We start from the raw sequence: 23,113 nt of genomic DNA, 5'->3' as shown, positions 1-23,113 counted from the left end.
AATGCGAGGAATCCATGAAAAAACGTTTAATTTTATCTGCAATCACCCTGTCGGCTTTTCTCTTCTCCGCCTGCTCTTCGAGCAGCAGCAGCGACAAGTCCCTTGCCGAAGAATGTGAAGCGGGCGTCTCGGAAAAATGTCTGGAAAGCGCAATCTGGAATATGAACGCGTTCTACACCCCGGAAGGAGCCATCTACAGACAGCTCTCGAATCCGACAACCCTTACCTTTGAAAAATCGGGCGAGTTCGAAATCAAATACTCCACCGATCCGAAAATCCAGAATGACGGAAACGGCATTCTCGGAGCCGAAGATATCGGAACCTGGACTCTCAACGGTTCGACCCTGACTTTGAACTTCACCGTCGGAACGGAAACGCACGAACTCCCCATCACGACAAATGCGACGGTCACGACGACGCCAACGGGAGAAATCCAACTGAATCTCGGCGGCATTTTCGTCCACAATCTCGCTTTCAGCAAAAACGAAGCCGCCTATTTAACAGAAATCTTCACCGGCATCGAAAAGCCCTAAAAGAAATTCGGAAATTCAAAAAAATCCCGGAAGTTCTTATCACTTTCGGGATTTTGTGTTTAAAGAGATTTTTACGATTGACGTTTAGGTAACGAAGAAATCAGCCGATACTGCCCCGCTCCGGCAGATACTCGCCTGACTCCTCGCGCGCTTTGTTGCCTTTCTGAAAATGTTCACGCATTCAATTCATCAATTTCATCTTCCATTTCTTCATCATCGTAAAATTCAAAAAGGTCCGCAACATCAATTCCGCGTTCCTTTAGATGTTCCAATTCCTCCTTTGTCAAATCCTCGTCGGTCGTATCACATTGCAATAAAGCGGCGTCGTCAACACCAAGCTTCTTCATCAAATCGGAAATGTCGATACCACTTTCTTTTAGGCGCTTCAAATTTTTCAGCTGTTCCTCTGTTACAGCCGGCTGCGCCAAAACGACACCGGCTTCATAATCTCTACGCCAACCTTCAAGAATCGCCACAACGCGTTCAGCGATGGAAACGTCCCGTTCAACGATGGAATCAAGGTTCCATACCATCAAGGAATCATTTTCACCAATGGCCTTGGTTATGGCCACTTCAGATTTCTTGTAGCACTCCCGTTTCTTCATGAAATAGTTGTTTCCCGCCACAATGTTCAGCTTCTTTTCAAAAGGAATCTTGTTGCCGAGATGTTCAATTTTTTCCTTCACTTCTTCGTCCGAATTATTCGGGAAATAACCATTCTGCCATTTCTGTGGAAGGATATGCTCGATTTCCCAATTAGCAGGCAGAAGTTCATCCTGCTCGTCATAGGCAAGAAGCTTCAGCAACATCCGCACCGCATTGCTATGGGGAGTTTTGGACAGTTTGCGGAGGTCTTCATTGGAAAACACATTAAAATCAATCGTCGGCTTATCACTGTCGATGACTGCCGCATTCAGTTTCAGAATACCCGTTTTGACCGAGTTAATGGTATGGGTTTCCAAGTACTTCGGCAAAAGTTCCACAATCATCTTTCGGATAAACAGCAAGAACTTCGCGGTAAAGTTATCGGCACCACGATAGGTGAGGTAGTAAATTACCACCGGATATTTCCAAAATTCATTAGGATAAGACGACAAGATGTCTAAAGCCTGGAGCACGTCCACATTGGAACTCCAAGCCTCGCCCTCGATGGCTACTTGAGAATTGACAACTTGGAACAAGCCTAAAATGGCTTTCAGATTTTCCATCAAGTCTTGCTGGTGGAGCCTGTCTTTCTTTTCTTCCAAATAATACCGGCGAACACCCGGAATGGTTGTATCCACATCGGATTCCAATGCCCGCAAATAAAACATGTAGTAGTAGAATAGGCGTTGAATGCTCTCCCCCGCCTCTTCTGCATCCTTGGAAAGTTCCTTCCAAGATTTAATGAAGGCGTCCTTCCGTTCCGCATCGGGTAAGCGATTGTAAATTTGAGCCTTGAAAATATCCGCATCCGATAATGGGCGGCCTCGATCGTTCAACGTCGTAAAGATGGTGAGAGCGGTCTCCTGGGTATCTGCCGTTATAGGCATCACGACAACCTGATTCAGCAAGGCGTAGATGAAGTCGTATATTTGAAGGGCGTCATCCTTAGAGGATTTTTCATACAAATTCACAAACTGATTATAGTTTTGGGAATAGTTGTCGGTCGCCCCGTCCGGAGCTCTTCCTGTTCGCAGAATCGTATGAAGAGATTCCCTGTCCTTGTCGCTAATAACCTTGGACTCCAGCAAAATCGCATCGAAATTTATGTCCCCTTCCAATTTGTCAATCAACCAGAGAGTTGGCTCAATTTGGCTCTTAAAATTAGCCGCCTTTTTATCGTTCGAGTCAAGCAACTTGGTATAAATCGCACGAAGAAGCAACGTAAGAGAAGTTATACGCTGCTGACCGTCGATGATTTCCTGTTTACCATCCTTTATGTAAGATACTACACAACCAAGGAAATATGAGCCTTCTCGAGTCGAGCCTCCACGGGTTTTTGCAAAATTCCAAACATCGTTAAACAAGGTATCCACTTCGTCAGAGGTCCAATCATAAGGACGCTGATAATCCGGTATGAGAAATTGTTTTTCCTTACCGGTTTCAAGAAAAGCCTTTACAGAAAGTTTGTTAACGCTAATAGATGTATCTGCCATTTTTTCTACACTCCTATCGATTCGCCCAAGCTGAAGTTCAATATTTGAGACGATGTTAAATATACAACGCTCCATCGAAAAATGCAAACAAAAATAAAAAGCTATTTGTATAAAGTTACTGTTCCAAGGCCTCCCGCAGGAATACTTCAAGAATCAAGGATTCCGCTTTTTAGCAATCCCCATGGGACTATAAATTGGCGAGCTTCCCGCTTTGTACGAAAAACATTTTTTAATTTCTTTTGCACTATTCTATAACCATGGCAGCATAAGATAACATGCGATTTTTGAAGGCTCTAACTTGAAAACGGAACATTGAGCGACGTAAAGCCCAAAGCGATGCTCCCAAATCGCGGGATGATGCAAAAATCAGCACGACTCCTGTTGCAGACAGAGAGACTCTTATATTTCATAAAAGTCCTCTTTTCTTTTTTGTCCGCAATCCAAACAACATCCAGATTACTAAATTTCTTCCCACTATGGAATCTCGTTATAATTCTTCTGAAGTTGAAGCCCGCTGGCACAAGGCCTGGGCAGAAAAAAACAGTTTTGCACCGAGTGGAAAGGGCGAGCCATTCTCTGTCGTCATTCCGCCTCCGAATGTAACCGGCGCCCTGCATCTGGGACATGCCCTGAACGACACCTTGCAAGATATTCTGGTCCGCTATCGCCGTAAGACCGGTCGGGACACTTTGTGGATTCCCGGCACCGACCACGCTGGCATCGCCACCCAAGCCGTTGTGGAAAAACGCCTGTTTCAGGACGAACACAAGACCCGCCACGACATCGGTCGCGAAGCTCTGGTGGAACGCATCTGGAAATGGAAAGACGAATACGAAGCCCGCATCACCAAGCAGCTTAAGAGCCTCGGTGTGAGTTGCGACTGGAGCCGCCAGCGTTTTACTCTGGATCCGGTGTGCGCCAAGGCCGTGCGTCACGCGTTTTTCAATTTGTTTAAGAAAGGTCTGATTTATCGGGGCAAGCGCCTGGTGAACTGGGACACCAAACTCCAGACCGCTGTCGCGGACGACGAAATCTATTACGAAACAGTGAAAGGCCATTTCTGGACTTTCAAGTATCCTCTGGCAGACGGTTCGGGATTTATCCCTGTTTCCACCACGCGCCCGGAAACCATCATGGGCGACACCGCTCTTGCCGTCCACCCCACGGACGAACGCTACGCCAAGTTCATCGGCAAAACTCTGAAAGTCCCCTTTGTGAATCGGGAAATTCCGGTCATTGCAGACGCAATTCTCGTGGACAAGGACTTTGGAACCGGCTCCGTAAAGGTGACTCCGGCACACGACCCCAACGACTACGCCACAGGACTTCGCCACAAGCTTCCCATGATTAACATCATGAACGACGACGGCACCCTGAACGAAAACGCCGGCAAGTTCCAAGGATTAAAAGGTCAGGCTGCTCGCGATGCCGTGGTTGCCGGCCTGGAAGAACTGGGACTGCTTATCAAAGTGGAAGACCACGAAATGCAAGTGGGACATTCCGACCGCAGCAAGACGGTGATTGAACCCTACCTTAGCGACCAGTGGTTCGTGAAAATGGACGTTCTCGCCGAAAACGCCATGAACGCGGTGAAGTCCGGTGAAATCAAAATTCTACCGGAACGTTACGCCAACAAGTATTTGGACTGGCTTGGCGAAAAGCGGGACTGGTGCATCAGCCGTCAGCTCTGGTGGGGGCACCGCATTCCCATTTGGCACACGGATGCCACCGAAGAAGAATTGAAGGCAGCCTTTGGCGACCGGAAAGACATCTATTTTTACAAGGCGGAAAACGGCGGCTACCTGGTTTGCTCCCAAGAGGAAAACCTGAAGGAAGATGCCATTCCGGGACGCCGCCTGAAACAGGAAGAAGACGTTCTGGACACCTGGTTCTCCAGCGGACTCTGGCCCCACTCCACCATGGGCTGGCCCGAAGAAACCGAAACCCTGAAGCGCTACTACCCCACCAGCGTCCTCGTCACCAGCCGTGACATCATCACCCTGTGGGTAGCCCGCATGGTGCTGTTCAGCCAGGAAAATATGGGCACTGTCCCCTTCCACACCGTCTATATCCATCCGAAAATTCTGGATGGCAACGGACAGACCATGAGCAAGTCCAAAGGCAACGGCGTGGATCCCATGGACATCGAACGCAAGTATGGTACCGATGCACTCCGCTTCGTGATGGCAAGCCTTTGCACCGACAACCAGGACGTGCGTCTGCCCGTGAAAAAGGAAAAGCAGGAAGACGGAACGGAAATCAACACTTCCGAAAAATTTGAAATCGGTCGAAACTTCAGCAACAAGCTGTGGAACGCCTGCCGCTTCCTCTATCCCCATTTGGAACAGGCAGGGGCCCTCGCTTCCGAACTCCCCATGGATTCCGCCTTGTTCGCCTTGGAAGACCGCTGGATTCTTTCCCGCTTGCAGACGACCATCAAGGACGCCACCCGGATGCTGGAAGAATACCGCTTCGCCGAACTGACCGGGTTCCTCTACCGTTTCGTGTGGGACGACGTTTGCTCCAGCTACCTGGAAATCAAGAAGGCCGTCATCAACAGCGAAACCCTCACTGCCGAAAAGAAAAACGCTATGGCCATTCTCAGCTATGTGCTGAAAAATGTGCTGGACCTTCTCCATCCGGTGATGCCCTTCATTACGGAAGAACTGAACGGAATCCTGTTCCAAGGTTCCGAATGGGTCATTAGCCGCTCCTGGCCCACCGCTGATGAAACCCTTATCGACAAGAGTATTGAAGCGTCATTTGACCAGGCCTTTGCCGTAGTGGAAGCCGTCCGTGGCGTTCGTGGCCGCTACAGCGTTTCGCCGGCAACCAAATTGAAAGCCGTCATCAGTGTGGATGACGCGACAACGGAAAAATCCGTAAACGCTTGCATCGCCATCATTACTGAACTGGGCGGCATCGACAGCATTACCGTCGCGGTGAAAGCGGAAAAGCCGAAATTCAGCGCATCCGCCGTCGTTCCCGGTGGCGAACTCTACATCCCGTTGGAAGGCATCCTCGACCCTGCGGCAGAAATCGCCCGCTTGGAAAAGGAAATCGAAAAAGCGAAATCCTTCGCAGCCAGCATCGAACGCAAGCTTTCCAACGAGAAGTTTGTGAACGGTGCGCCGGAAGCCGTGGTGAACGCCGAACGCACAAAACTCGCCACACAGCAAGACATCATTGCCAAAAACGAGAAGGCACTGGCCGAATTGAAATAAACGTCAGACCTTTCATTCAAGCACCCGGAAATCCTTGGATTTTCGGGTGTTTTTCATATTGAACTTTTCCCATGATTGAAAGATCAGTATCAGCGCGATGTCGAATGGCGACTCTGACTAAAGACGAAATTTTATCGGCGGCGATAATCCAAAAACTCGCGCGCCCTTTCTCCAAAGGAAATTTTACACAATTAAAAATTTATATTCCAAGAAAAAGGAAAAATATGCCGCAGATTCACAAATATTTATCCAAAGACTCCATATCCCGTTCCGAGAAAAAACTCTTCGATATTTTACTCTCGTTGAATAATGATTGGCATATATGGATGAACGCAAATCTCCGTTTCGCTCTTCGCAACGGAGCTTCGATGGAACGCGAAGTCGATTGCATTCTTTATCACCGGGAGCTCGGCATGCTCCTTGTGGAATGTAAAGACGGTCAGATTTCTACGGAAGAAAGCCTGGAATCCGAAAAAGGATTTATCTGGAAACAGAACCAGCGCGAAATGGAACGCTCCCCGGTGGATCAAGTTTTGAATCTAGTTCATCCCCTACACCAGCATTTTTGCGAAATGTTCCCCCGGCAAATCCAAAAAGACAATTCGCATCAACAATTTTCTTATGATTCCGTACGCGTACAATGGGCTCTTTTCTTTGGCGATATGGAAAATTTGAAAAAAATCGGCAGCAATGCGGTGCAATCCAAACGCGTTATTCTCAAATCCGACTTAAAATTCCCCAACCTATTGCTCCGAAAAATCACAAAAATTTTGGAAACGAAAGAAGCGAGTTTTGGCAACAAGCCCTTCCCCAACACAGTGCTGTCCGAAGAAAATCTCCAAAAACTGGTCGCCTTTCTCGGCTGCTTTGATGAACCGACCTGGCCGGAAATTTGGGATATGCAGGCCAATGCGCGAATCTACCCTACTGAAATTCAGGAAATGCTGATGGAGTCCATCACCCGAAATCCGCGGATGCGAATCGAAGGAGTCGCCGGTTCTGGAAAATCCCTGATGGCTCAGTGGGAAGTCGCCCGCCTTTTCAAGGAAGGCAAACGCATCGCATTTCTCTGCTATAACGACTTGTTGGCGGAGCAAATGCAAAATAATTTTCAAAAAAGAGAATTTCCGGCATCTCAGGTAACCGCCGCCAGTTTTTACAAGCTAGCAGCCAAATATGTACGACTAGCAAAAGTTCCCGGTGCTCCTCGAAAAGAACCCCAAAATGATGAAGGGAAAAAAGAATACTTCGCAAAAATGCCCCATTATTTTAAACAGGCTCTGGATATTTTGCGCAAACAAAATAAAGCATCCCGATTTTTCGACGCACTGATTATCGACGAAGGGCAGGATTTTGACAATTCTTGGCTGGACACGATTCTTTTGCTGCTAAAAGAACCGCAAAAAGGCTTCGTACGTTTTTTCTACGATTCCCATCAGACGATTTATAAAGGGCGCCCGGTATTAGGCAACACCAAAATCGAATCCATGCCGGTGATATTTCTGAAGCGTGGATTCCGCAGTACAAAAAAAATTCTGCTTTGGGTACGCGAAATCACTGGCATTTCTGTCTCTTGCTATGAAACCACTCCGACAGGCCACGATGTGGATGTACGTCTCTATTCCGATCCTCAAGAACAAATCGCACTTTTATATGCAGAAATTGCCCGTCTAAAAAAGAAAGCCGTCGAACCCAAGGACATCCTAGTAGTTTCATTACGCAGCCGATCTAATTCGGCCCTAGCAGAACTCCACAACGACGAGTTCCAATGGAGCGACGTCCACGATTCCCTAAATTCTTTGGCCATCAATATAGTTTCTGCTTATCGTTACAAGGGTTTGGACAAGCGGGTCGTCATTTTGACGGATTTGGAACCTTCCGCAAACAACCCTGGGGAGCCGCACAGCAATGCCAATTTGATCCTTGTCGGTGCGACCCGTGCCAAAGAGCATCTGATAGTGTTCAAGCAGCGCAGCAAAATTGTATAAACAAAAAGTTCCCGGCAAAAACCGAGAACTTTCCTTTTTATTTTGAACTTCTTTAAGACACGAGCATCATCGAGAAGACCATGACAAACAGGGCAACGGTTTCTCCAACGCCGAGAACCATCAGGTAATTCACGAGACCCTTTCCGGTTTCACCAAGAGCATTGCAGGCATTTGCCGCCGACTTGCCGACATACCATGCCGACGCCAGCATGCCAATACCGCCAAAAATGCCGACGCCCAAATACGCCGCCCACATGGAAGCTGTTGGATCCGTGCCACCTTCCGGGCTAATTTTGCCCAAAATGTAAAGCATCAGAAGCATCCCATAAATGGTTTGCGCAATCGGAGCTCCGACAAATATCAGCAAAGTGAACAACGCATTTTTGCCCTTGAGATATGCCTTTTTCCAGGCTCCAATGGCAGCCATGCCCGCCGTACCGCAACCCAATGCCGAACCCACCGCAGCAAGCCCTAAAGCCGCAACAGCTCCGAGTTTCGACAAAGTAATCAACATATTCTGATCCATAAGTATTCTCCTTATGGATTAAAGAACCATCATCGAGAACACGAGCACGAACAAGGCTACGGTTTCAACGATACCGAGCACCATCAGGTAATTGACCATGCCCTTGCCCGTTTCGCCCAAGGCATCGCAAGCGACCGCAGCCGACTTTCCTTGATACCAGGCGCTCGCCATCAAGCCGAGACCGCCGAAAATACCGGCACCTAGACATCCGCCCCAGTTCGTAAAGCCCGAAGCAGTCGCAGCATTCAAGATGAAATTCATCAAGAGCATTCCATAAATCGTCTGGGAAATCGGCGCTCCGACAAATACGAGCAAAGTAAAGAGAGCACCTTTACCTTGAGCATACGCCTTTTTCCATACGGAAATAGCGGCCATACCAGCAGTTCCGCAACCAAGGGCGGAGCCCATAGCACCAATGCCCAGAGCGGCAGCTGCACCCATCTTAGCGAGAGTTACTATTGTTTGTTGATCCATTTTGTTATCCTCTTATTGGTAACGGGAATAGTTCCCTTGGTTAATTTTTGCTCTTGGAAAAGGGAGCGAAAGCATAACCGCTCCACTGCAAGTCCAAGCCGTTAGAAAATTCAAGAGTATTCAGACGCACAGCATGAACGGCAACACCCATAATGGCAAGTGCAATATTCAAGCCATGGACAAAAAGAAGTATCAAAGCAGCGCCGGCAATGCCAATCGCAGAACCGAAAAGCGGAGAAAGCATTCCATTAAACGCTTCCGCAATGGCCGCTCCGCTCATTCCTACAGCAAAAAGACGAATATAACTGATCACATCGGTAAAGCTGTTCACAATATTCAGCACAAGCATAGGAATCGAAATCCAGTCCTGTTTGAGTCTGCTGGGCGGAACCGAGAACAGAACCAAGAGAACCGCCGCCACGATGAACATCGGCATGACGAACCCGGGCATCTGCATACCGAGAACCATATTGTTCGCCAAGCAGAACATGCACCAGCAGCAGAGCAGCCAGCCGACCTGCGCCAGGAACGTGGAATCCTTCCGTTTGATACGAACGGCGATATTCCAGAGGTGGGCGATCGAAAGATGCACAACCGCAATGCAGAAGCAGAAAAACTGGATGTGCTGCATCTGGGACTCGCCCGCTTCCAGCGGAACAAAAGATTCCGGGAAGAAGGATATTCCAGAAACCCAGCTATGGTAGGCGGCGAATTTCGCCGGATCCGACGGCGCAGCGGTACGAATCCAGAGCATCGCATTTTGAAGCGGTTCCGGAAGCCACGCATAATTCGTCAAATCCAAATAGCGCGTCCACGAAGCCAACTCCGGCGAAAGCCCGAGGAAACTGGCGTTAATAAGTCCCCAGAAAATGGTCATTCCACTCATCAAATAGATAAAATGGAAGCCCGCGGAATTGGCATTCGGTTTCTTTTTGCGCACAATCAAAGCGATGGCGAGGAAGAGCAGGCCATAAGCCATATCACCTACAATCATCGCAAAGAAAATGCTGAAAAAGCACAGGAATACGCTGGACACATCCACTTCATGATAGCCCGGAGAAATTCCGATAATATCATAAAGGAACTGCATCGGGCGAGAAAGCTTATTGTAGGAAAGCAGCGTCGGCACATTGTCCTCTTCGGACGGATCCTCTACGCGCAAACCCCAGCCAGCCGCTTTTGCCGCCGCAGAGAGTTCAGCAACTCGAGGAGCCGGACAAAATCCTTGAACCGCCGCCAGCATTTCCGAAGAGAGCATTCCGGCGGAAGCTGTTTCCAAAGCATAAGCGTCCGTAGTTTCTGCTAGGCATTTTTTGACTTTACCTTTTTCCGCAGAAAGTTCCTGGAAGCGTTTTTCCACCTTGTCCAGCTCCGCCAAAGAGCCCGAACGTTCCTGGCGATAATATTCCACGGACTGGGCGGGGATCGGTATTCGCGTTGCGGGCGTTTTTACCTTTGCAGGTTCCGCTCCTTGATTCAATACGGCGTAACACAAGCCGTCGGCATTTTCCGCAAAAGGACAGATGACGGCTTTTTCATCTTCCGTTTCCAAAGGAATCCCACGAGCGGTCGCATAAAGCCGAACAAAAATACCGCGTTCTTCCAAGGATTTAACCGATTTCGGATCCAAATTGCCAAAAACCCCGTAACGGGACAAATTGGCTTCCGCTTCCGCATGGGCATCTTCGGCATTTTTGCGTACTTCAAGAAGTCGCTGCACCTCTTCTACAACGCCTTCTCCCGTCAGAGAATCTTCCAAAGGAACGGCCTTTTTGACATCCGGAATGGATTCCAAAGCTTTCTGGACCCGCAGCAAATCGTTTCGGACGGCGTTCAGGCTGCTTCCCGTAGGATTTTTTAGCGGAGTGATGTGCAAAATGCCCATTTCCCGAAGTCTTTCGAGAGAGGCCTGCTTGTCGGAATCCAAGCAGATGATCGTCACTTTTTTCATCGGAGTAATCATGCGGCGGCTCCTTCTTGCGTAAGGATTCTAGCATTCGCCTTTCCCTTGGCCAGTTTGGAACGGGCGACTCCTGAAATCTGCTGATCCGAAAGGAATATATTGATGGTCCGAATATTCTCTTTCGTTTCCGGGATTTTCACTTTTTCAAAGAGATTTACTCGCTGGCTTGTAGAGCGCAATTCCGCAGAAAGCAATTCATACTGCTTTTCGAGAACCCGGCGTTCCAAGCGCAAAGCGATAAGTCCTTGCAAAGAGCGAATACCTTCGTCAAGCCATGCAGGTGTCGTGAAAAAATCCGGTATGGTCACTTTAAAATCGACACCATTGAAAATGGGAATTTCGACACCGGCGATATTGCCTTCGTCCTCCCGCACTTCCTTCACGGAAATGTACTTGTCCCATTCAATCGCTTCTGCATAAAGCCCGACCCAGCTTGCCATGGAAGTTCGAAGGGAGTCTTCTTCTTCCCGCTTTGCCATGACCTTGGCCTGGAGAGTGCGCATCTCCATCTGCAATTGCTGTTTTTTCAGCAGAAGCGTCGGCAGATATCGCTGATAGCGTTTCAGCGCATCACGCTCCATCTTCAAAGCGTTTTTTGTCAATTTGACTTTCGCCATATTACCCCTTCTTGGGCCAATACTGGCTAATCATCTTAGACGGAATGCCCGTTTCTTCGGGAGTAAAGCAATCGGCCAGAATTTCCCAACCCAGATCGAGAGCGCGCTCCAGCGGAATATTCACCGAAAGATCCATCATTTCTTTTTCAAAACGTTCGCCGTATTTGAGCAGCTTGTTGTCCCAATTGCTCATGCGGAAACCCATCGACTGTTTTTCCAGCGTCTCTTTGTAGCTGGCGTAAAGCTGGATCATCGTATTCATGATGGTGCGATGGTCGCTGCGGGTTTTGCCGTTCACTTGCTGTTTCAAGCGCGAGAGGGAGCCGAACGGTTCGATTCGTCCATGCTTCAAGTAGAACTGGCCTTCCGTAATATAACCGGTATTGTCCGGAACGGGATGGGTCACATCGTCGCCGGGCATGGTCGTTACGGCGAGAATCGTAATGGAACCCGAGGACTCGAAGTCCACAGCCTTTTCATACCGACTGGCAAGCTGGGAATACAAATCGCCAGGATAGCCACGGTTCGAAGGAATCTGCTCCTGCGTAATGGCGATTTCTTTCATCGCATCGGCAAAGTTGGTCATATCCGTCAAAAGGACAAGGACATTTTTGCCGCGAGTCGCAAACTGTTCGGCAACCGCCAAAGAGGCATCCGGAACCAGCAGGCATTCCACAATCGGGTCGCTCGCCGTATGCACAAACATCACCGTCCGGGAAAGAGCACCGTTCTGTTCCAGATAATCCTTCAGATACAGATAGTCGTCGTGCTTCAGTCCCATACCGCCGAGTACAATGACATCGACTTCCGCCTGCAAAGCGATACGCGCCAAAAGCTGGTTGTAAGGTTCTCCAGCTACAGAAAAAATCGGAAGCTTTTGCGATACGACCAACGTATTGAAAACGTCGATCATCGGAATGCCCGTGCGCACCATCGTCTTCGGAATGATGCGTTTCGCCGGGTTTACAGACGGGCCGCCGATTGCCACCGGATTTTCTTCAATCGCGGGACCATTGTCCCTTGGAACGCCCGCGCCCGAAAAGACGCGACCGAGAAGAGCTTCGCTAAACGGGATTTCCATCGGCTTGCCGAGGAAACGCACCTGGGAATCGGTCGAAATACCGCGGGCGCCGGCAAAGACCTGCAAGTCCACCATATCCTTGTCGATACGGATGACGCGAGCTAGAGAAGTGCCTTGAGCGCTTGTAACCTGCGCCAATTCCTGATTCGCCACATTGTCCGCTTGGACGGTAATCACGCTGCCAGCAATACGTTCAATGCGATGATAAACCTTATACATTCTTCGCTACCTCCGCAACAGAGTCAGAAATCTGCTTTTCGAGATTCTTAAATTCTTCGGAATCAAACGCAACGCGGTTCCAGTCCTTGGTCGTCTGCGTCAGCTTCAGGAAGAAGGCGCGGGCCGAATCCTTGTCGGTAAAAGACATTGGCGTTTCAAGAATTTTATAAACACATTCAAACACGTATTTTTGCCGATCCGCCGAGCACGCCGCATCGATATCGTTGTAAGCATCCTGCTGTAAATAGACGGAATCCAGATATTCGGACTTCAAATAAACGACAAAGTCGTCGTTGGAAGTTCCTTCCTCGCCAACGACCTTCATCATCTGGTTCACATCGTTACCGTCAGCAAGAACCTTTCTCGCTTCCGCCACTTTTTTCGAATCGATGACGCCTTCATATTTGGACCAGGATTCCAGCGGATGAATTGCCGGGAACCGACGCTGGTCGGAACGTTCGCGGGAAAGTCCGAGGAAGGCACCGACCACTTTCAAGGTCGCCTGAGTAACGGGCTCTTCAAAGTTGCCACCCGCAGGCGAAACGGAACCGCCAATGGTCACGGAACCTGTCGAGCCGTCTTTCAAACGCACGACGCCGCCTCGCTCGTAGAACGAAGCGATGACCGATTCCAAATATGCCGGGAACGCTTCTTCGCCCGGAATTTCTTCCAAACGTCCGCTCATTTCACGGAGAGCCTGTGCCCAACGAGAAGTCGAATCGGCAAGCAATAAGACGTTCAAACCCATCTGGCGGTAGTATTCGGCAAGGGTAACGCCCGTATAAACGGAAGCTTCTCGAGCAGCAACCGGCATCGAAGACGTATTGCAAATAATCAAGGTGCGTTCCATCAGGCTCTTTCCCGTTCTCGGGTCGATGAGTTCCGGGAATTCGCGGAGAGTCTCCACCACTTCACCGGCGCGTTCACCGCAAGCCGTCAAAATCACGATATCCACATCGGCATAGCGGCTCATCAGCTGCTGCAAAACCGTCTTGCCCGCACCGAAAGGCCCCGGCGTACAGAAAGTCCCCCCTTGCATCACAGGGAAGAATGTATCGATAATGCGCTGCTGCATCGTCAGAGGTTTAGAAGGGCGCAAGCGTTCCGCATAATTCTTGATTGGAATCTTGACCGGCCAGGTCTGGTAAAGCTTGACTTCAACGGAATTGCCATTTTCATCTTTCAAAACCGCGACGACATCTTCTACGACATGCTCGCCCGCAGGAACAATGCTTTCGACGGTGAGCGAATCGCGGCATTTGAACGGCACCATGATGCGATGCTTGAAAATTCCCTCGGGAACGGTTCCCAGAGTATCGCCACCCGTAACCACGTCGCCCACTTTCGCAACAGGCGTAAACGCCCACTTGACATCTCGCGGGAGCGCGGGCAGATACTTGCCTCTCTGCAAAAAGAATCCGCATTCTTCGGCCAATTCCGGCAGGGGGTTCTGCAAGCCGTCAAAAACCTGGGTCAAAAGCCCCGGTCCCAACTCCACAGAAAGCAATTCGCCCGTAAAGCGGACTTCGTCGCCCGCCTTCAGGCCCGTCGTATCTTCAAAAACCTGGAGTTCTGCATAATCTCCGCGGATACGAATCACTTCGCTTTTCAATTCAACGCCCGAAGCGAGTTTTGCAAAACCGACTTCGTTTTGGGCAACTGCACCATCAAATGCGACCCGGATCAAGTTTCCGTTCACACCGACTATTTTACCGATAGTAGCCATTGAAATTAAGACCTCCGGTCATCCCTGTTATAGGCAGGGTCGTTATCATTAATCACTTTGAGGACGGCGGCATTTCCGGCTTCAGCGGAAATACGAGACCAGCGTTCGCAAATTTTCAATTTAATCACGAAAGCATACACCGCCGCCATGGAATCCTCTCCACGGGCAAGTTCATCGACTAGCCAAAAACGGGTCTTATCCAATTCCTGTTCCCGTTCCAATGGATTCTGCTTGGCGTAAGCTTCCGAAACCATTTTGGCAAAAGTCACGTCGTAACCGGGAAACTGCCGTTCCGAAAAACGGACTTCCGGTCCCCAGGATGCGGCACGAGCATGCCCCACGACATTTTTTAATTGAATTTCATGAGCCATGTATGCCGAAGCAAAAGGATCGTCGCATTCTTCTCCGTTTACCAAGGAGTCGAAAGTGGCGAGTTCCTCTTCGGTCATGACCGCAGAACAACGATTGCGAAGTTCCGAAATAGAGAATGGAGGTGGATCTCCGAACTTTAAAAATGGAAGCGACGCAGTGATGTAAACAGCATTGCTCATCGACTATTTTCCCTGAGCCACGTCGGAAACGATTTTCGCCACCTGTGGGCGGACTAGCGCCGACAGCGCCGCAGCAATGGATTGGGAAGTAAATTCGTGAGAAACTTTGCCAGCGTCCATTTTCAGGCGGAATCCGAACTTGATGCCCGAATCGCTTTCTACCTGAACCCCGGCACCGAGAACCTTGGCAAATTCGCCGATGACAAAAGATTCCAATTTGGCCTTGTCCGCTGCGGAAAAAACGACACCCATTTCAGAGGAAGCGTAATTTTTTGCCAAAAGCAAAAGCATTTCCTTGATGGTAGAATCGTTCAAATTTTTTTCAACTTGAAGAGAAAGAATGCCGTTTACCATGGATTCCAAACGGCGACCGACAGAAATAAGCACATCGCGAGCGGCTTGTTCCAAAGCCTTGTTGCTCCGTTCCGTATAAACTTCCGCATCCTTATCGGCTTTTTCCAGTTTCGCCTTTGCTTCGGTTTCGGCGTTCTTGATAATACTGGCCGCTTCCGCTTTGGCTTTGGCAATAATTTCTGCGGACTGCGCGTCCGCTTTTTCTACCGCATCCTTTTGAATACGTTCAATCAGGTTCTGTAAATCTTCTGCCATAAAATCTCCGATTTCAACAGGCGTTTTTTTCGTCGCTTTCTAATATATATGAATTGCGGGCAAAAAAAGCCGTCAAAGATGTTAAAAAATGAAAAAGAATTGACAAAATTGCCCCATTTTAAGACAAAATGCAGACAAAAAGAGATGTTCAGAAATTCAGCGAGGACGGTCTTTCGCCGTAGAATCCCGCACCAAGGAAAATAGCCAAGCGACCATCAACGAGGCTTCGGAATCCGAAAGTTTCCCGATTTCCATCGGGCGATATTTGTCCGGATGGATGGGCTTCGGATCCTTGAGGTATTGCCAAAGCGAATCCGGGCGATCCAGATAGCGCGCGACATTTCCTTTCATGGCGGGACCGGCAAATTCCCGATTCCAACGATGGCAAGCGTAACATTCCCTATCGTAAATATCCGCGGCCTTTTGACGATTTTCGGGAGTCAAGTCGGAAAATGTCATCAAATCGGCGGCAAAAAGGGCCGATGCCAAAACCACAAAAAAAACAAACCAGCGATTCTTCAACGGCATCAACTATCTTCTCGGTTTCAAAAGTTTTCCAGAAAGGATGGTCACCAAACGCCGAGGGAGGAATCTTTCCGCTAAAAGAATCGCCTTGTTGGAATAACCGGGCACCACGACATTCGGAAATCCGGAAAGAATGGCGCGAACGGCTTCCCAAGCGACCTGCTGCGGCGTACTGCTGAAGAAATAACGGAGAAATCCTCTCTTTGAACCCGCCAAGGCGTGAAAATTCGTATCGACGGAACCCGGACACAAGGTGAGTACGCGAACCCCGTGCAAACGGGATTCTTCCGCCAAGGCTTCGCTATAGGACAAAACGAAAGCCTTGCTCGCAAAATAGGCCGCCATATAAGGCCCCGGCTGAAATCCGCCCATGCTCGCCACATTCAGTATAACCCCTTTGCGACGGGCGTACATCGTTTTCAGAGCGAGCTTGCAAAGAACCATTAGGGATTCCATGTTCAGGCGGAGCATCTGCGCTTCCGCTTCAACAGAAAGCTCGGCGGCTTCCCCGCAAAATCCTGCACCCGCATCGTTTACAAGGATATCCGGCGGGCATCCGACCAATTCGATAAATTTTTCAAAAACGGTCTGGGCGTTTCCCGATACCGATAGATCCGCAGCCAAAGCAAAAGCTTTGGTTCCAAAACGAAGGGAAATATCCTGCGCCAACGCTTCAAGCTTATCGGAACGACGAGCCACCAGAACGACCTGTTCTGCCTGGGGAGCAAGTCCGTAAGCGATTTCTTTTCCGATTCCAGAACTCGCACCCGTGACAAGAAGAGCTTTATACCGTTTCATAAGCCTCTCGACATTTCTATTTTTATCGCCGTCAAAAGTCATCCCATAACTTTTGATTCGTTCCTGTTCAAATTAACTTTTTTTTGTGGACGACGCAATGGAATGGATTCGTGTTTTTTTCATCGCCTGCGCTCTGGCCATCGACTGCATGGCCGTCTCCCTTTCCATCGGGCTTTGCCGGAAAGAAGCCTATGAACGCGAGATTTTAAAACTCGCCCTGTGTTTTGGAATTTTCCAGGCGGGAATGACCTTGACCGGGGCCTTTGGCGGCGGCTTTCTGGCGGAAATTATCGGAAGTTGGGACCATTGGGTCGCATTCGCCTTGTTGGGCTGGATTGGCATTCGCATGATACGGGAAGCTTTTCAGAAAAAGGAAAGCTGTTTCACGCAAAAACTCGGTTACAGAACGGTTCTTTCTTTAGCTATCGCCACCAGCCTGGATGCGCTGGCCGTCGGATTTTCCTTTGGGATTATCGGGCACGAAATCGCATTCAGTTCAACGCTTATCGGCATAGTCGCTTTTGCGGCAACGGAAATCGGCGTTCACTTGGGAAAAAGGGCAGGCAAAAAAATTCCGTACAAATGGACGGAAATCGCCGGCGGCTGCGTGCTCATCGCCATCGGCACAAAAATTCTCGTCGAGCATCTCCATCGCTGATTCGCATCATTGCCGCGCGTCGGAAATTCCGTACAGATCTCTGACGACTAGCCACTCTAATGCGAGCGAACTAACAACTAACAACTAGCAACAAGCCACTCTAATGCAAGCGATTTTTGCGAATGAATTTTTAGAGCCGCCTTTTAAACACTGTCTTTTTTGAATTTTTCCCGAATCAGCAATAGGTCGTGTTCATAGGGATTGCGCCTGAAGTCTTCAAAGGCCCACGCGGTCGGCGTAAAATGTCCCTTGGCGTAGTGCAGAATCATATCGAGCCAAATGCCGTTTCCGGCGTAGAGTTTGAAAGGGCCGCGCTTATAAGAGGGCAACACGACTTTGTCGAGATCCATATAGCCGATGTCCACATTCGCCGTGCGATGATTCGGGGAATGCGCCAATTCAAATTCCAGCGCATTGGAACGTTCCTTTTCTCTGCCGATATCCTGCGGGGACACGCTTTGCGCAAAGGAAAGAACGCCGCGATAAAGGGAGTCGCCCATTTCCGGCGCATAATACGCTGTTTTATCAAAGGCGAAAAGCTTGCCTAGATGCCGAACCGGCCCCCAGGTATTTTGCAGAGCATTCAGGACTTCAGACGGCCATTCGTTTCCTTGCACGAGAACGAAAGCCAAAAGAGCCGCCTTTTCAGAGAATTGATGAGGTAAAGCCATATCGTTAATGAGGGTAAACCGGTATCATTTTTGCTAGAGAGGAAAGTTGCCCTTCTGTAAAAGTTCCCGTATTTACCGATGCTGCGGGGAACATTGGGTTAGAGGCGTCGGGACAAGTCGCTGCATTTTTGAAAAAGAGTTTCGGCAGAACATTCGGAAGAAGCGAAACGGGGTTTTCCGATTCGCCCGAAGCCATTTTCATATTCAGAACCTGCCCGCAATGCGGCGTGTCGGCAATGCCGTCTTCCCAAATGGAATAATCCCCCAAAGCCGCCTGATCGGATTTTGTCGCCGTCGTATGGCGCAAACCGAGAAAATGCGCGCATTCGTGAATTGCCGTGTTCACGATTTCACTGGCCGTCTGTGAATATTCCGTACGGGAATCCAGCATATAATGCGTCCCGACGACCACCGTGCTGCCTTGACCGCCGCCGAAATTGCCCGCAAACAGAATGGAATACCCCAAAACTCCTGCAATTTCAATCCGATGCACCAGAACCAAATCCAGAGCGTTATACACTTCTGGTTCCTCCGGAGAGTTCGGCCAGCCTCCCAATTCCGTCACAAAAACATCGGAGCTGGATTTTCCGGCAAGCCAAGGTTCATCGTCTGGATAAGAATTTTTGACATCGTTCCTTTCCGAAGCGTAATGCAAAAAGAGCGTATCGACAGCAATGCCTTCCGAAGAAAAATACCGACGAAAGCCCGCGAGCAAAAGTTTTGACAGGGAATCCAGCGAAACGGAATCCGCCGTGCCGCCATACTGCCCCGCTACAACCAGATTCACGCTGAAATGCGAACTGTAAGCTCCCTCGGCTTCATAGCGGACATTTCGAACCGTTCCTTTGTAATAATCGCCGTTTTCTTCCAAAGTCGTCGCCCAATAGCCGGAGTTATTTTCTTCGCAAAGAAAACGGTAATACCATCTGCCATTGCTTTCTTCCGCCGAAAGTTGCCGCGTTCTAGAGCCTACATAGCTGTCCACAACACGGAAAAGGTTCAGTTTTGGTGGTTTCCTGCCGGAATCCGCATCGAAGGAAAGGGTGTAAAGAGCATTCGGATGCACCGCCAAAAGCGTTCCCGTCGGCAAATAAGCCGCAGCAGAATCGTTCGGCACAAAATCGTTGCCGTAAAGGACAAATTTCGCCGTCGTCGGATACAGAGCGAGAGCTTCCCCATCGCCATCCGAAGAAAAAAGCCCGCAACCCGTCAAAAAAGCAAACAAGGTTGCATAAAAAAGGATGAAAATCAACGTTTTTTTCTTTTTTCCCGTCATCTGGACGTTATTCCCTATAAAACATTTCTCTTCAATTTAGTCAAAATTTTTAGGAGAAAACGATGCGATTCAAAGAATGGGAAAGATTTTTACAGCCGCTTTCAAATCGTCCGGCACTTGCCGCTTTTTTCTGTTCCGTACTTTTTTTAGCGTCCGCAAAATATCCGATATACGGCATCGCTTTTGTGCCCGTCCTCCTTCTTTCCCTTTACGCCTTTCCCCGATTTCCTCGACGCGCTTCGCTTGCCGTGCTGCTTTTTTTCGCCTTGCGCATGGGCACCTCCTCTTGGATTTTCGCCCATCCTTCCGAGGAAAATCCATTTAAAACGCCGACAGAGAACCTGGGCTTTGTGGAATCCGTGATGGACAGGGAAGAAGGCGTCGCCGTCATTATCCGTAGCGAATCCGGGAGATTCCGGCTTTCCAAAAAGCAGCCTCCATTTCCCAGCCCCGGCGATTCCATCCGTTTTCAGGCAAAGTGGTTTCCCGTCGAGCCGCCCACGGTTCCCGGCGGATTCGATTCCCCCAAATGGCTTCGCGGTCAAGGGCTTTCGGGTTTCGGCAAATTGGAATCTTTCAGCGTCCTCTCTCATCGATTCGTCTTTGAAAAATTCTTTTCCGGGTTTCGCCATTTTTTGAAAAACTATTTCTCGCGCTACCTTCCCGCCGCCGAATCGGGACTTCTGATTGGACTTTTGGCCGGAGACCGCTCCCAAATTCCGGACGCCTTGCAAAACGGTTTCAAACGGGCAGGAATCGTCCATGTTCTGGCCATTAGCGGTTTTCACGTCGTCTTGCTTTCGGAAATGATTCTGCTTTTACTGAAAGCGACCCGGATGCCCCACCGAATCGCCCGCATCTGCGCCATCCTTTTTATGCTCCTTTATGCGCCTGCCGCCGGAGGCTCCCTCGCCGTTTTTCGTGCGGTGTTTATGTTCTCCGTCGTACAGATCGGGCTTCTGTTTGAACGCAAAGCCGACAGTCTGAACGCTCTTGGCGTCGCTCTGGTTCTTTTGTGCGCATTCAACCCGGAGGTCATCTGGAATGTCGGTTTCCAGCTTTCCGCCTCGGCGACGGCGGGGATCATCGCTTACGGAAAACGGAACCCGCTTATTTTGCAAAGCGAAGTCCTGCGAAAAAACAAAATATGGATTTGTTTTGAAAACTACGTGCTGTCCGCCGTCTGGATAACATGGGTCGCAACGGCTTTTACAGCCCCCTTTCTCATCTGGTCTTTTCATTCCCTTTCTCCCATTTCCATCGTCGGGAACATCTGCGTCGTTCCGCTGGTCAGCCTAGGAATGCAAGCCGGCCTGTTCGCCCTTTTATTGCCGATTCCCGCAACGGCCAGCCTCTTCTGCGAAGCCGCAGGATTCCTGTTTCGCCTTTCTGCTTTTTTGGTCGCGCAAATTTCTTCGTTCAGCATCGCCTCCGTGACAGCGGGACCTTTGCCCGTCTGGGTTCTTTTGATCTTGGGAACGATTCTGCTTTCCCTTGGCAGTTCCAAAAACAATTCATGCGCCCGCCGAATTATCCTTTTGGGAATTTTAATTTTCGGATGCTACTTTACATACCAGGCGTTTCTTCCCAAAGCGCGTCCCGAATGGAGCGTCGCCGTTTTAGATGTCGGCCAAGGAGATTGCATAGTTGTGAAAAGCCCCAGTGGAAACGTCTATCTGGTCGATGCGGGGGTAAACACCGGAAAACGGAATGTCGCCAAAGACAAAATCATCCCCTACCTGCAAGAAGAAGGAATCTGGATGTTGAAAGGGATTCTCATCACGCACCCGGATCTGGATCACTTCAGCGGAGCCAGCGTTTTATTGCAGGAGTTTCCCGTCGAAAATCTGTGGATTCAGGAATGTTCCCGCTTTGCCGACAAGCCGGAATGGAAAAACGTACTTGCCACGGCGCAAAAACTCGGCGTTGTCATCCAGGACTTAAAACGAGGCATGATTTTTCGCGAGACATTTTATACATCGCCTCAAAAACGGGAAACCTGGAATATGCGCGTGATTCACCCGGATCCTTTTTATTGCGGAGAGACCAATTCGCAAAGCATTTCCATGCGCATCGAGGGCATCGGAGGCTCAATGTTGCTGACCGGCGATTTGACCAAGGAAGGCGAACAGACGATTCTGCAAACCGACATCCCTTTGAAAAGCGACGTGCTGAAATTGGGGCATCACGGTTCAAAGACATCCAGCTCGGTCGCCTTTTTGGAAGCGGTAAATCCCGACATCGCTATCGCATCGAACGGAAGAAAAAATCGGTTCCGGCACCCGCACAAAGAAGTGGTGAACCGACTGGACAGTTTAAAAATTCCCCTTTTGAACACTTCTGAAAAAGGCAGCGTTTTTGTACGATTCAATGCGAACGGCTATCAAGTCCAAACTTCGCTGTAGTCATTGCCGTATGCAAAGGGAAGAAGGGTCAGCGAGGAGTGAGTAGTTAAGAGAACTTAAAATGGAGTGTATAGGAGAAGCGGCTGAATTTTCTCCCAACTTTCCACTTTCCTCTAACCACTGATCACTAATCTCTAACCACTCCTAACTCCCACTTCCCGCCAACTCTTGTACCATTTAACGAACTTCTAAAAGGTCTCAAGAAAATCCATGCACCATTTGACAAAAGCCGACTTTGCGTCGAAACAGGCATTTTTCATTTAGTCGAAGCTCCAAAATGCAAAAAAAATGCCTTTGTTCATTTAGTCGAAAACTCAAAATGCAAAAAAAATGCCTTTGTCCATTTAGTCGAAGACCCAAAATACGAAAAAACGACTTTGTTCGTTTAGTCGAAGACCCAAAATGCGAAAAAAGGCCTTTGTTCATTTAGTTGAAGCTCCAAAACGCGACAAAATGCCTTCGTTCATAATCACTAAGTTGCCACCTCAGCCGTTTTCCGACAAATATGATCACCCCATCGCCAAACAAAAGCGTGGCGGGGGATAGGGTGAAGGGAAAAGGGGCTGCCCATGAGTCTTAAGAGTTTTACTCTTTTAGACGAATTGTCCCAGGAAGGGAGCCTTCGCAAAAGCGTGCAAGGCGAATGTTGCGCCGCAAGCTTGCTTGCAGGCATTATCTTCGAGAAGACTAGTAATATTCGTCATTGCGTACCCACCAAGGAGAAAATCAGTCATATTTGAAAGCGACCGTCACCCCGAACCCCAAAGGGGTTATACGACACTTGTCAATTTATTGACTTAGTGGAGTTATCCTCTATGTGGATATACGACACTTGGTAACTTTGTTACCTTAGTGGAGTTATACTCGAAGTGTAGAAGCAATCCTTTCCCGCAGCCAGGATTGCCACGGCTTTGCATCCCTGAAACTGGGAATCTCCGATTCCGTAGTTGAAGTATCCCTGCAAGGGACAATTCGTCTAAGGGAACAAGTTCCCAAGACTCATGGGGCTTTGCATCCCTGAAACTAGGAATCTCCGATTCCGTAGTTGAAGTATCCCTGCAAGGGACAATTCGTCTAAGGGAACAAGTTCCCAAGACTCATGGGTAAGCGAGCACCTCGCTGTCTGCGAGA

General features: G+C 49.2%; 18 protein-coding genes. 5 read left to right on the top strand and 13 right to left on the bottom strand.

Features of this window, described 5'->3' with window-relative positions; genetic code table 11:
* Positions 1 to 14 precede the first annotated feature (14 nt).
* Positions 15 to 533, top strand: a complete 519-nt coding sequence (locus BGX14_RS00310) for a hypothetical protein (RefSeq protein WP_095878738.1) — start codon at positions 15 to 17, stop codon at positions 531 to 533.
* Between the two features lie 173 nt (positions 534 to 706).
* Here BGX14_RS00310 and BGX14_RS00305 read toward each other — a convergent pair whose 3' ends face one another.
* Complete coding sequence (locus BGX14_RS00305; protein ID WP_095878737.1) at positions 707 to 2,671, bottom strand: DUF262 domain-containing protein; 1,965 nt, start codon at positions 2,669 to 2,671, stop codon at positions 707 to 709.
* Between the two features lie 476 nt (positions 2,672 to 3,147).
* Between BGX14_RS00305 and BGX14_RS00300 the strand changes: the two genes are divergently transcribed.
* Positions 3,148 to 5,895, top strand: a complete 2,748-nt coding sequence (locus BGX14_RS00300) for a valine--tRNA ligase (protein ID WP_095878736.1) — start codon at positions 3,148 to 3,150, stop codon at positions 5,893 to 5,895.
* 224 nt (positions 5,896 to 6,119) lie between these two features.
* Entirely contained in the window at positions 6,120 to 7,883 is a 1,764-nt protein-coding gene (locus BGX14_RS00295; protein WP_158223177.1) for a nuclease-related domain-containing DEAD/DEAH box helicase, read from the top strand.
* 52 nt (positions 7,884 to 7,935) lie between these two features.
* On the opposite strand, the gene BGX14_RS00290 is transcribed toward BGX14_RS00295, so the two are convergent.
* From BGX14_RS00290 to BGX14_RS00245, 10 genes are all read right to left on the bottom strand, one after another.
* Entirely contained in the window at positions 7,936 to 8,409 is a 474-nt protein-coding gene (locus BGX14_RS00290) for a V-type ATP synthase subunit K (RefSeq protein WP_078775807.1), read from the bottom strand.
* Positions 8,410 to 8,427: 18 nt separating this feature from the next.
* Positions 8,428 to 8,883: a V-type ATP synthase subunit K gene (locus tag BGX14_RS00285; protein ID WP_073303354.1), complete on the bottom strand. Its 456-nt coding sequence runs from the start codon at positions 8,881 to 8,883 to the stop codon at positions 8,428 to 8,430.
* Positions 8,884 to 8,923: 40 nt separating this feature from the next.
* Positions 8,924 to 10,846 carry a V-type ATP synthase subunit I gene (locus BGX14_RS00280; protein ID WP_073303356.1) on the bottom strand — a complete coding sequence of 641 codons (1,923 nt, stop codon included), beginning with the start codon at positions 10,844 to 10,846 and terminating at the stop codon, positions 8,924 to 8,926.
* Positions 10,843 to 11,463, bottom strand: coding sequence for a V-type ATP synthase subunit D (locus tag BGX14_RS00275; protein WP_073303358.1), 621 nt, complete (start codon positions 11,461 to 11,463; stop codon positions 10,843 to 10,845). The genes BGX14_RS00280 and BGX14_RS00275 overlap by 4 nt, the downstream gene beginning before the upstream one ends.
* A gap of 1 nt (position 11,464) precedes the next feature.
* Entirely contained in the window at positions 11,465 to 12,763 is a 1,299-nt protein-coding gene (locus tag BGX14_RS00270) for a V-type ATP synthase subunit B (RefSeq protein ID WP_073303360.1), read from the bottom strand.
* The gene (locus tag BGX14_RS00265) at positions 12,756 to 14,489 is read right to left on the bottom strand and encodes a V-type ATP synthase subunit A (protein WP_095878734.1); all 1,734 of its coding nucleotides are present in this window, start codon (positions 14,487 to 14,489) and stop codon (positions 12,756 to 12,758) included. The genes BGX14_RS00270 and BGX14_RS00265 overlap by 8 nt, the downstream gene beginning before the upstream one ends.
* 5 nt (positions 14,490 to 14,494) lie before the next feature.
* Positions 14,495 to 15,040 carry a DUF2764 family protein gene (locus tag BGX14_RS00260; protein ID WP_073303364.1) on the bottom strand — a complete coding sequence of 182 codons (546 nt, stop codon included), beginning with the start codon at positions 15,038 to 15,040 and terminating at the stop codon, positions 14,495 to 14,497.
* A 3-nt stretch (positions 15,041 to 15,043) separates the two neighbouring features.
* Positions 15,044 to 15,649: an ATPase gene (locus BGX14_RS00255; RefSeq protein WP_078775812.1), complete on the bottom strand. Its 606-nt coding sequence runs from the start codon at positions 15,647 to 15,649 to the stop codon at positions 15,044 to 15,046.
* A 156-nt stretch (positions 15,650 to 15,805) separates the two neighbouring features.
* Positions 15,806 to 16,177 (bottom strand): cytochrome c, encoded by a 372-nt coding sequence (locus BGX14_RS00250; RefSeq protein WP_073303370.1) that lies wholly within the window; start codon positions 16,175 to 16,177, stop codon positions 15,806 to 15,808.
* Positions 16,178 to 16,180: 3 nt separating this feature from the next.
* Positions 16,181 to 16,972 (bottom strand): SDR family oxidoreductase, encoded by a 792-nt coding sequence (locus BGX14_RS00245; protein WP_073303372.1) that lies wholly within the window; start codon positions 16,970 to 16,972, stop codon positions 16,181 to 16,183.
* Between the two features lie 97 nt (positions 16,973 to 17,069).
* Between BGX14_RS00245 and BGX14_RS00240 the strand changes: the two genes are divergently transcribed.
* The gene (locus BGX14_RS00240) at positions 17,070 to 17,630 is read left to right on the top strand and encodes a manganese efflux pump MntP family protein (RefSeq protein ID WP_095878733.1); all 561 of its coding nucleotides are present in this window, start codon (positions 17,070 to 17,072) and stop codon (positions 17,628 to 17,630) included.
* A 143-nt stretch (positions 17,631 to 17,773) separates the two neighbouring features.
* Here the strand turns inward: BGX14_RS00240 and BGX14_RS00235 are convergent, their stop codons facing one another.
* On the bottom strand, positions 17,774 to 18,301 hold the full coding sequence (locus BGX14_RS00235; protein WP_073303376.1) for a DUF4416 family protein: 528 nt from the start codon (positions 18,299 to 18,301) through the stop codon (positions 17,774 to 17,776).
* Between the two features lie 4 nt (positions 18,302 to 18,305).
* Positions 18,306 to 19,526 carry a hypothetical protein gene (locus BGX14_RS00230; protein ID WP_143159343.1) on the bottom strand — a complete coding sequence of 407 codons (1,221 nt, stop codon included), beginning with the start codon at positions 19,524 to 19,526 and terminating at the stop codon, positions 18,306 to 18,308.
* Between the two features lie 113 nt (positions 19,527 to 19,639).
* On the opposite strand from BGX14_RS00230, the gene BGX14_RS00225 reads away from it, so the two are divergent.
* Entirely contained in the window at positions 19,640 to 21,982 is a 2,343-nt protein-coding gene (locus BGX14_RS00225; protein WP_095878732.1) for a DNA internalization-related competence protein ComEC/Rec2, read from the top strand.
* The last annotated feature ends 1,131 nt before the right edge of the window (positions 21,983 to 23,113 follow it).

It is taken from the genome of Fibrobacter sp. UWS1, from assembly GCF_002300445.1.
GTDB classification, from domain to species: domain Bacteria; phylum Fibrobacterota; class Fibrobacteria; order Fibrobacterales; family Fibrobacteraceae; genus Hallerella; species Hallerella intestinalis.
Note: the sequence above shows the minus strand (reverse complement) of the source record. Positions and strands in the feature narration are given on the sequence as shown.

Coding starts and splice junctions, on each gene's coding strand:
- BGX14_RS00310 (WP_095878738.1), top strand. CDS start 15: ATGAAAAAACGTTTAATTTTATCTGCAATCACCCTGTCGGCTTTTCTC.
- BGX14_RS00305 (WP_095878737.1), bottom strand. CDS start 2,671: ATGGCAGATACATCTATTAGCGTTAACAAACTTTCTGTAAAGGCTTTT.
- BGX14_RS00300 (WP_095878736.1), top strand. CDS start 3,148: ATGGAATCTCGTTATAATTCTTCTGAAGTTGAAGCCCGCTGGCACAAG.
- BGX14_RS00295 (WP_158223177.1), top strand. CDS start 6,120: ATGCCGCAGATTCACAAATATTTATCCAAAGACTCCATATCCCGTTCC.
- BGX14_RS00290 (WP_078775807.1), bottom strand. CDS start 8,409: ATGGATCAGAATATGTTGATTACTTTGTCGAAACTCGGAGCTGTTGCG.
- BGX14_RS00285 (WP_073303354.1), bottom strand. CDS start 8,883: ATGGATCAACAAACAATAGTAACTCTCGCTAAGATGGGTGCAGCTGCC.
- BGX14_RS00280 (WP_073303356.1), bottom strand. CDS start 10,846: ATGATTACTCCGATGAAAAAAGTGACGATCATCTGCTTGGATTCCGAC.
- BGX14_RS00275 (WP_073303358.1), bottom strand. CDS start 11,463: ATGGCGAAAGTCAAATTGACAAAAAACGCTTTGAAGATGGAGCGTGAT.
- BGX14_RS00270 (WP_073303360.1), bottom strand. CDS start 12,763: ATGTATAAGGTTTATCATCGCATTGAACGTATTGCTGGCAGCGTGATT.
- BGX14_RS00265 (WP_095878734.1), bottom strand. CDS start 14,489: ATGGCTACTATCGGTAAAATAGTCGGTGTGAACGGAAACTTGATCCGG.
- BGX14_RS00260 (WP_073303364.1), bottom strand. CDS start 15,040: ATGAGCAATGCTGTTTACATCACTGCGTCGCTTCCATTTTTAAAGTTC.
- BGX14_RS00255 (WP_078775812.1), bottom strand. CDS start 15,649: ATGGCAGAAGATTTACAGAACCTGATTGAACGTATTCAAAAGGATGCG.
- BGX14_RS00250 (WP_073303370.1), bottom strand. CDS start 16,177: ATGCCGTTGAAGAATCGCTGGTTTGTTTTTTTTGTGGTTTTGGCATCG.
- BGX14_RS00245 (WP_073303372.1), bottom strand. CDS start 16,972: ATGAAACGGTATAAAGCTCTTCTTGTCACGGGTGCGAGTTCTGGAATC.
- BGX14_RS00240 (WP_095878733.1), top strand. CDS start 17,070: ATGGAATGGATTCGTGTTTTTTTCATCGCCTGCGCTCTGGCCATCGAC.
- BGX14_RS00235 (WP_073303376.1), bottom strand. CDS start 18,301: ATGGCTTTACCTCATCAATTCTCTGAAAAGGCGGCTCTTTTGGCTTTC.
- BGX14_RS00225 (WP_095878732.1), top strand. CDS start 19,640: ATGCGATTCAAAGAATGGGAAAGATTTTTACAGCCGCTTTCAAATCGT.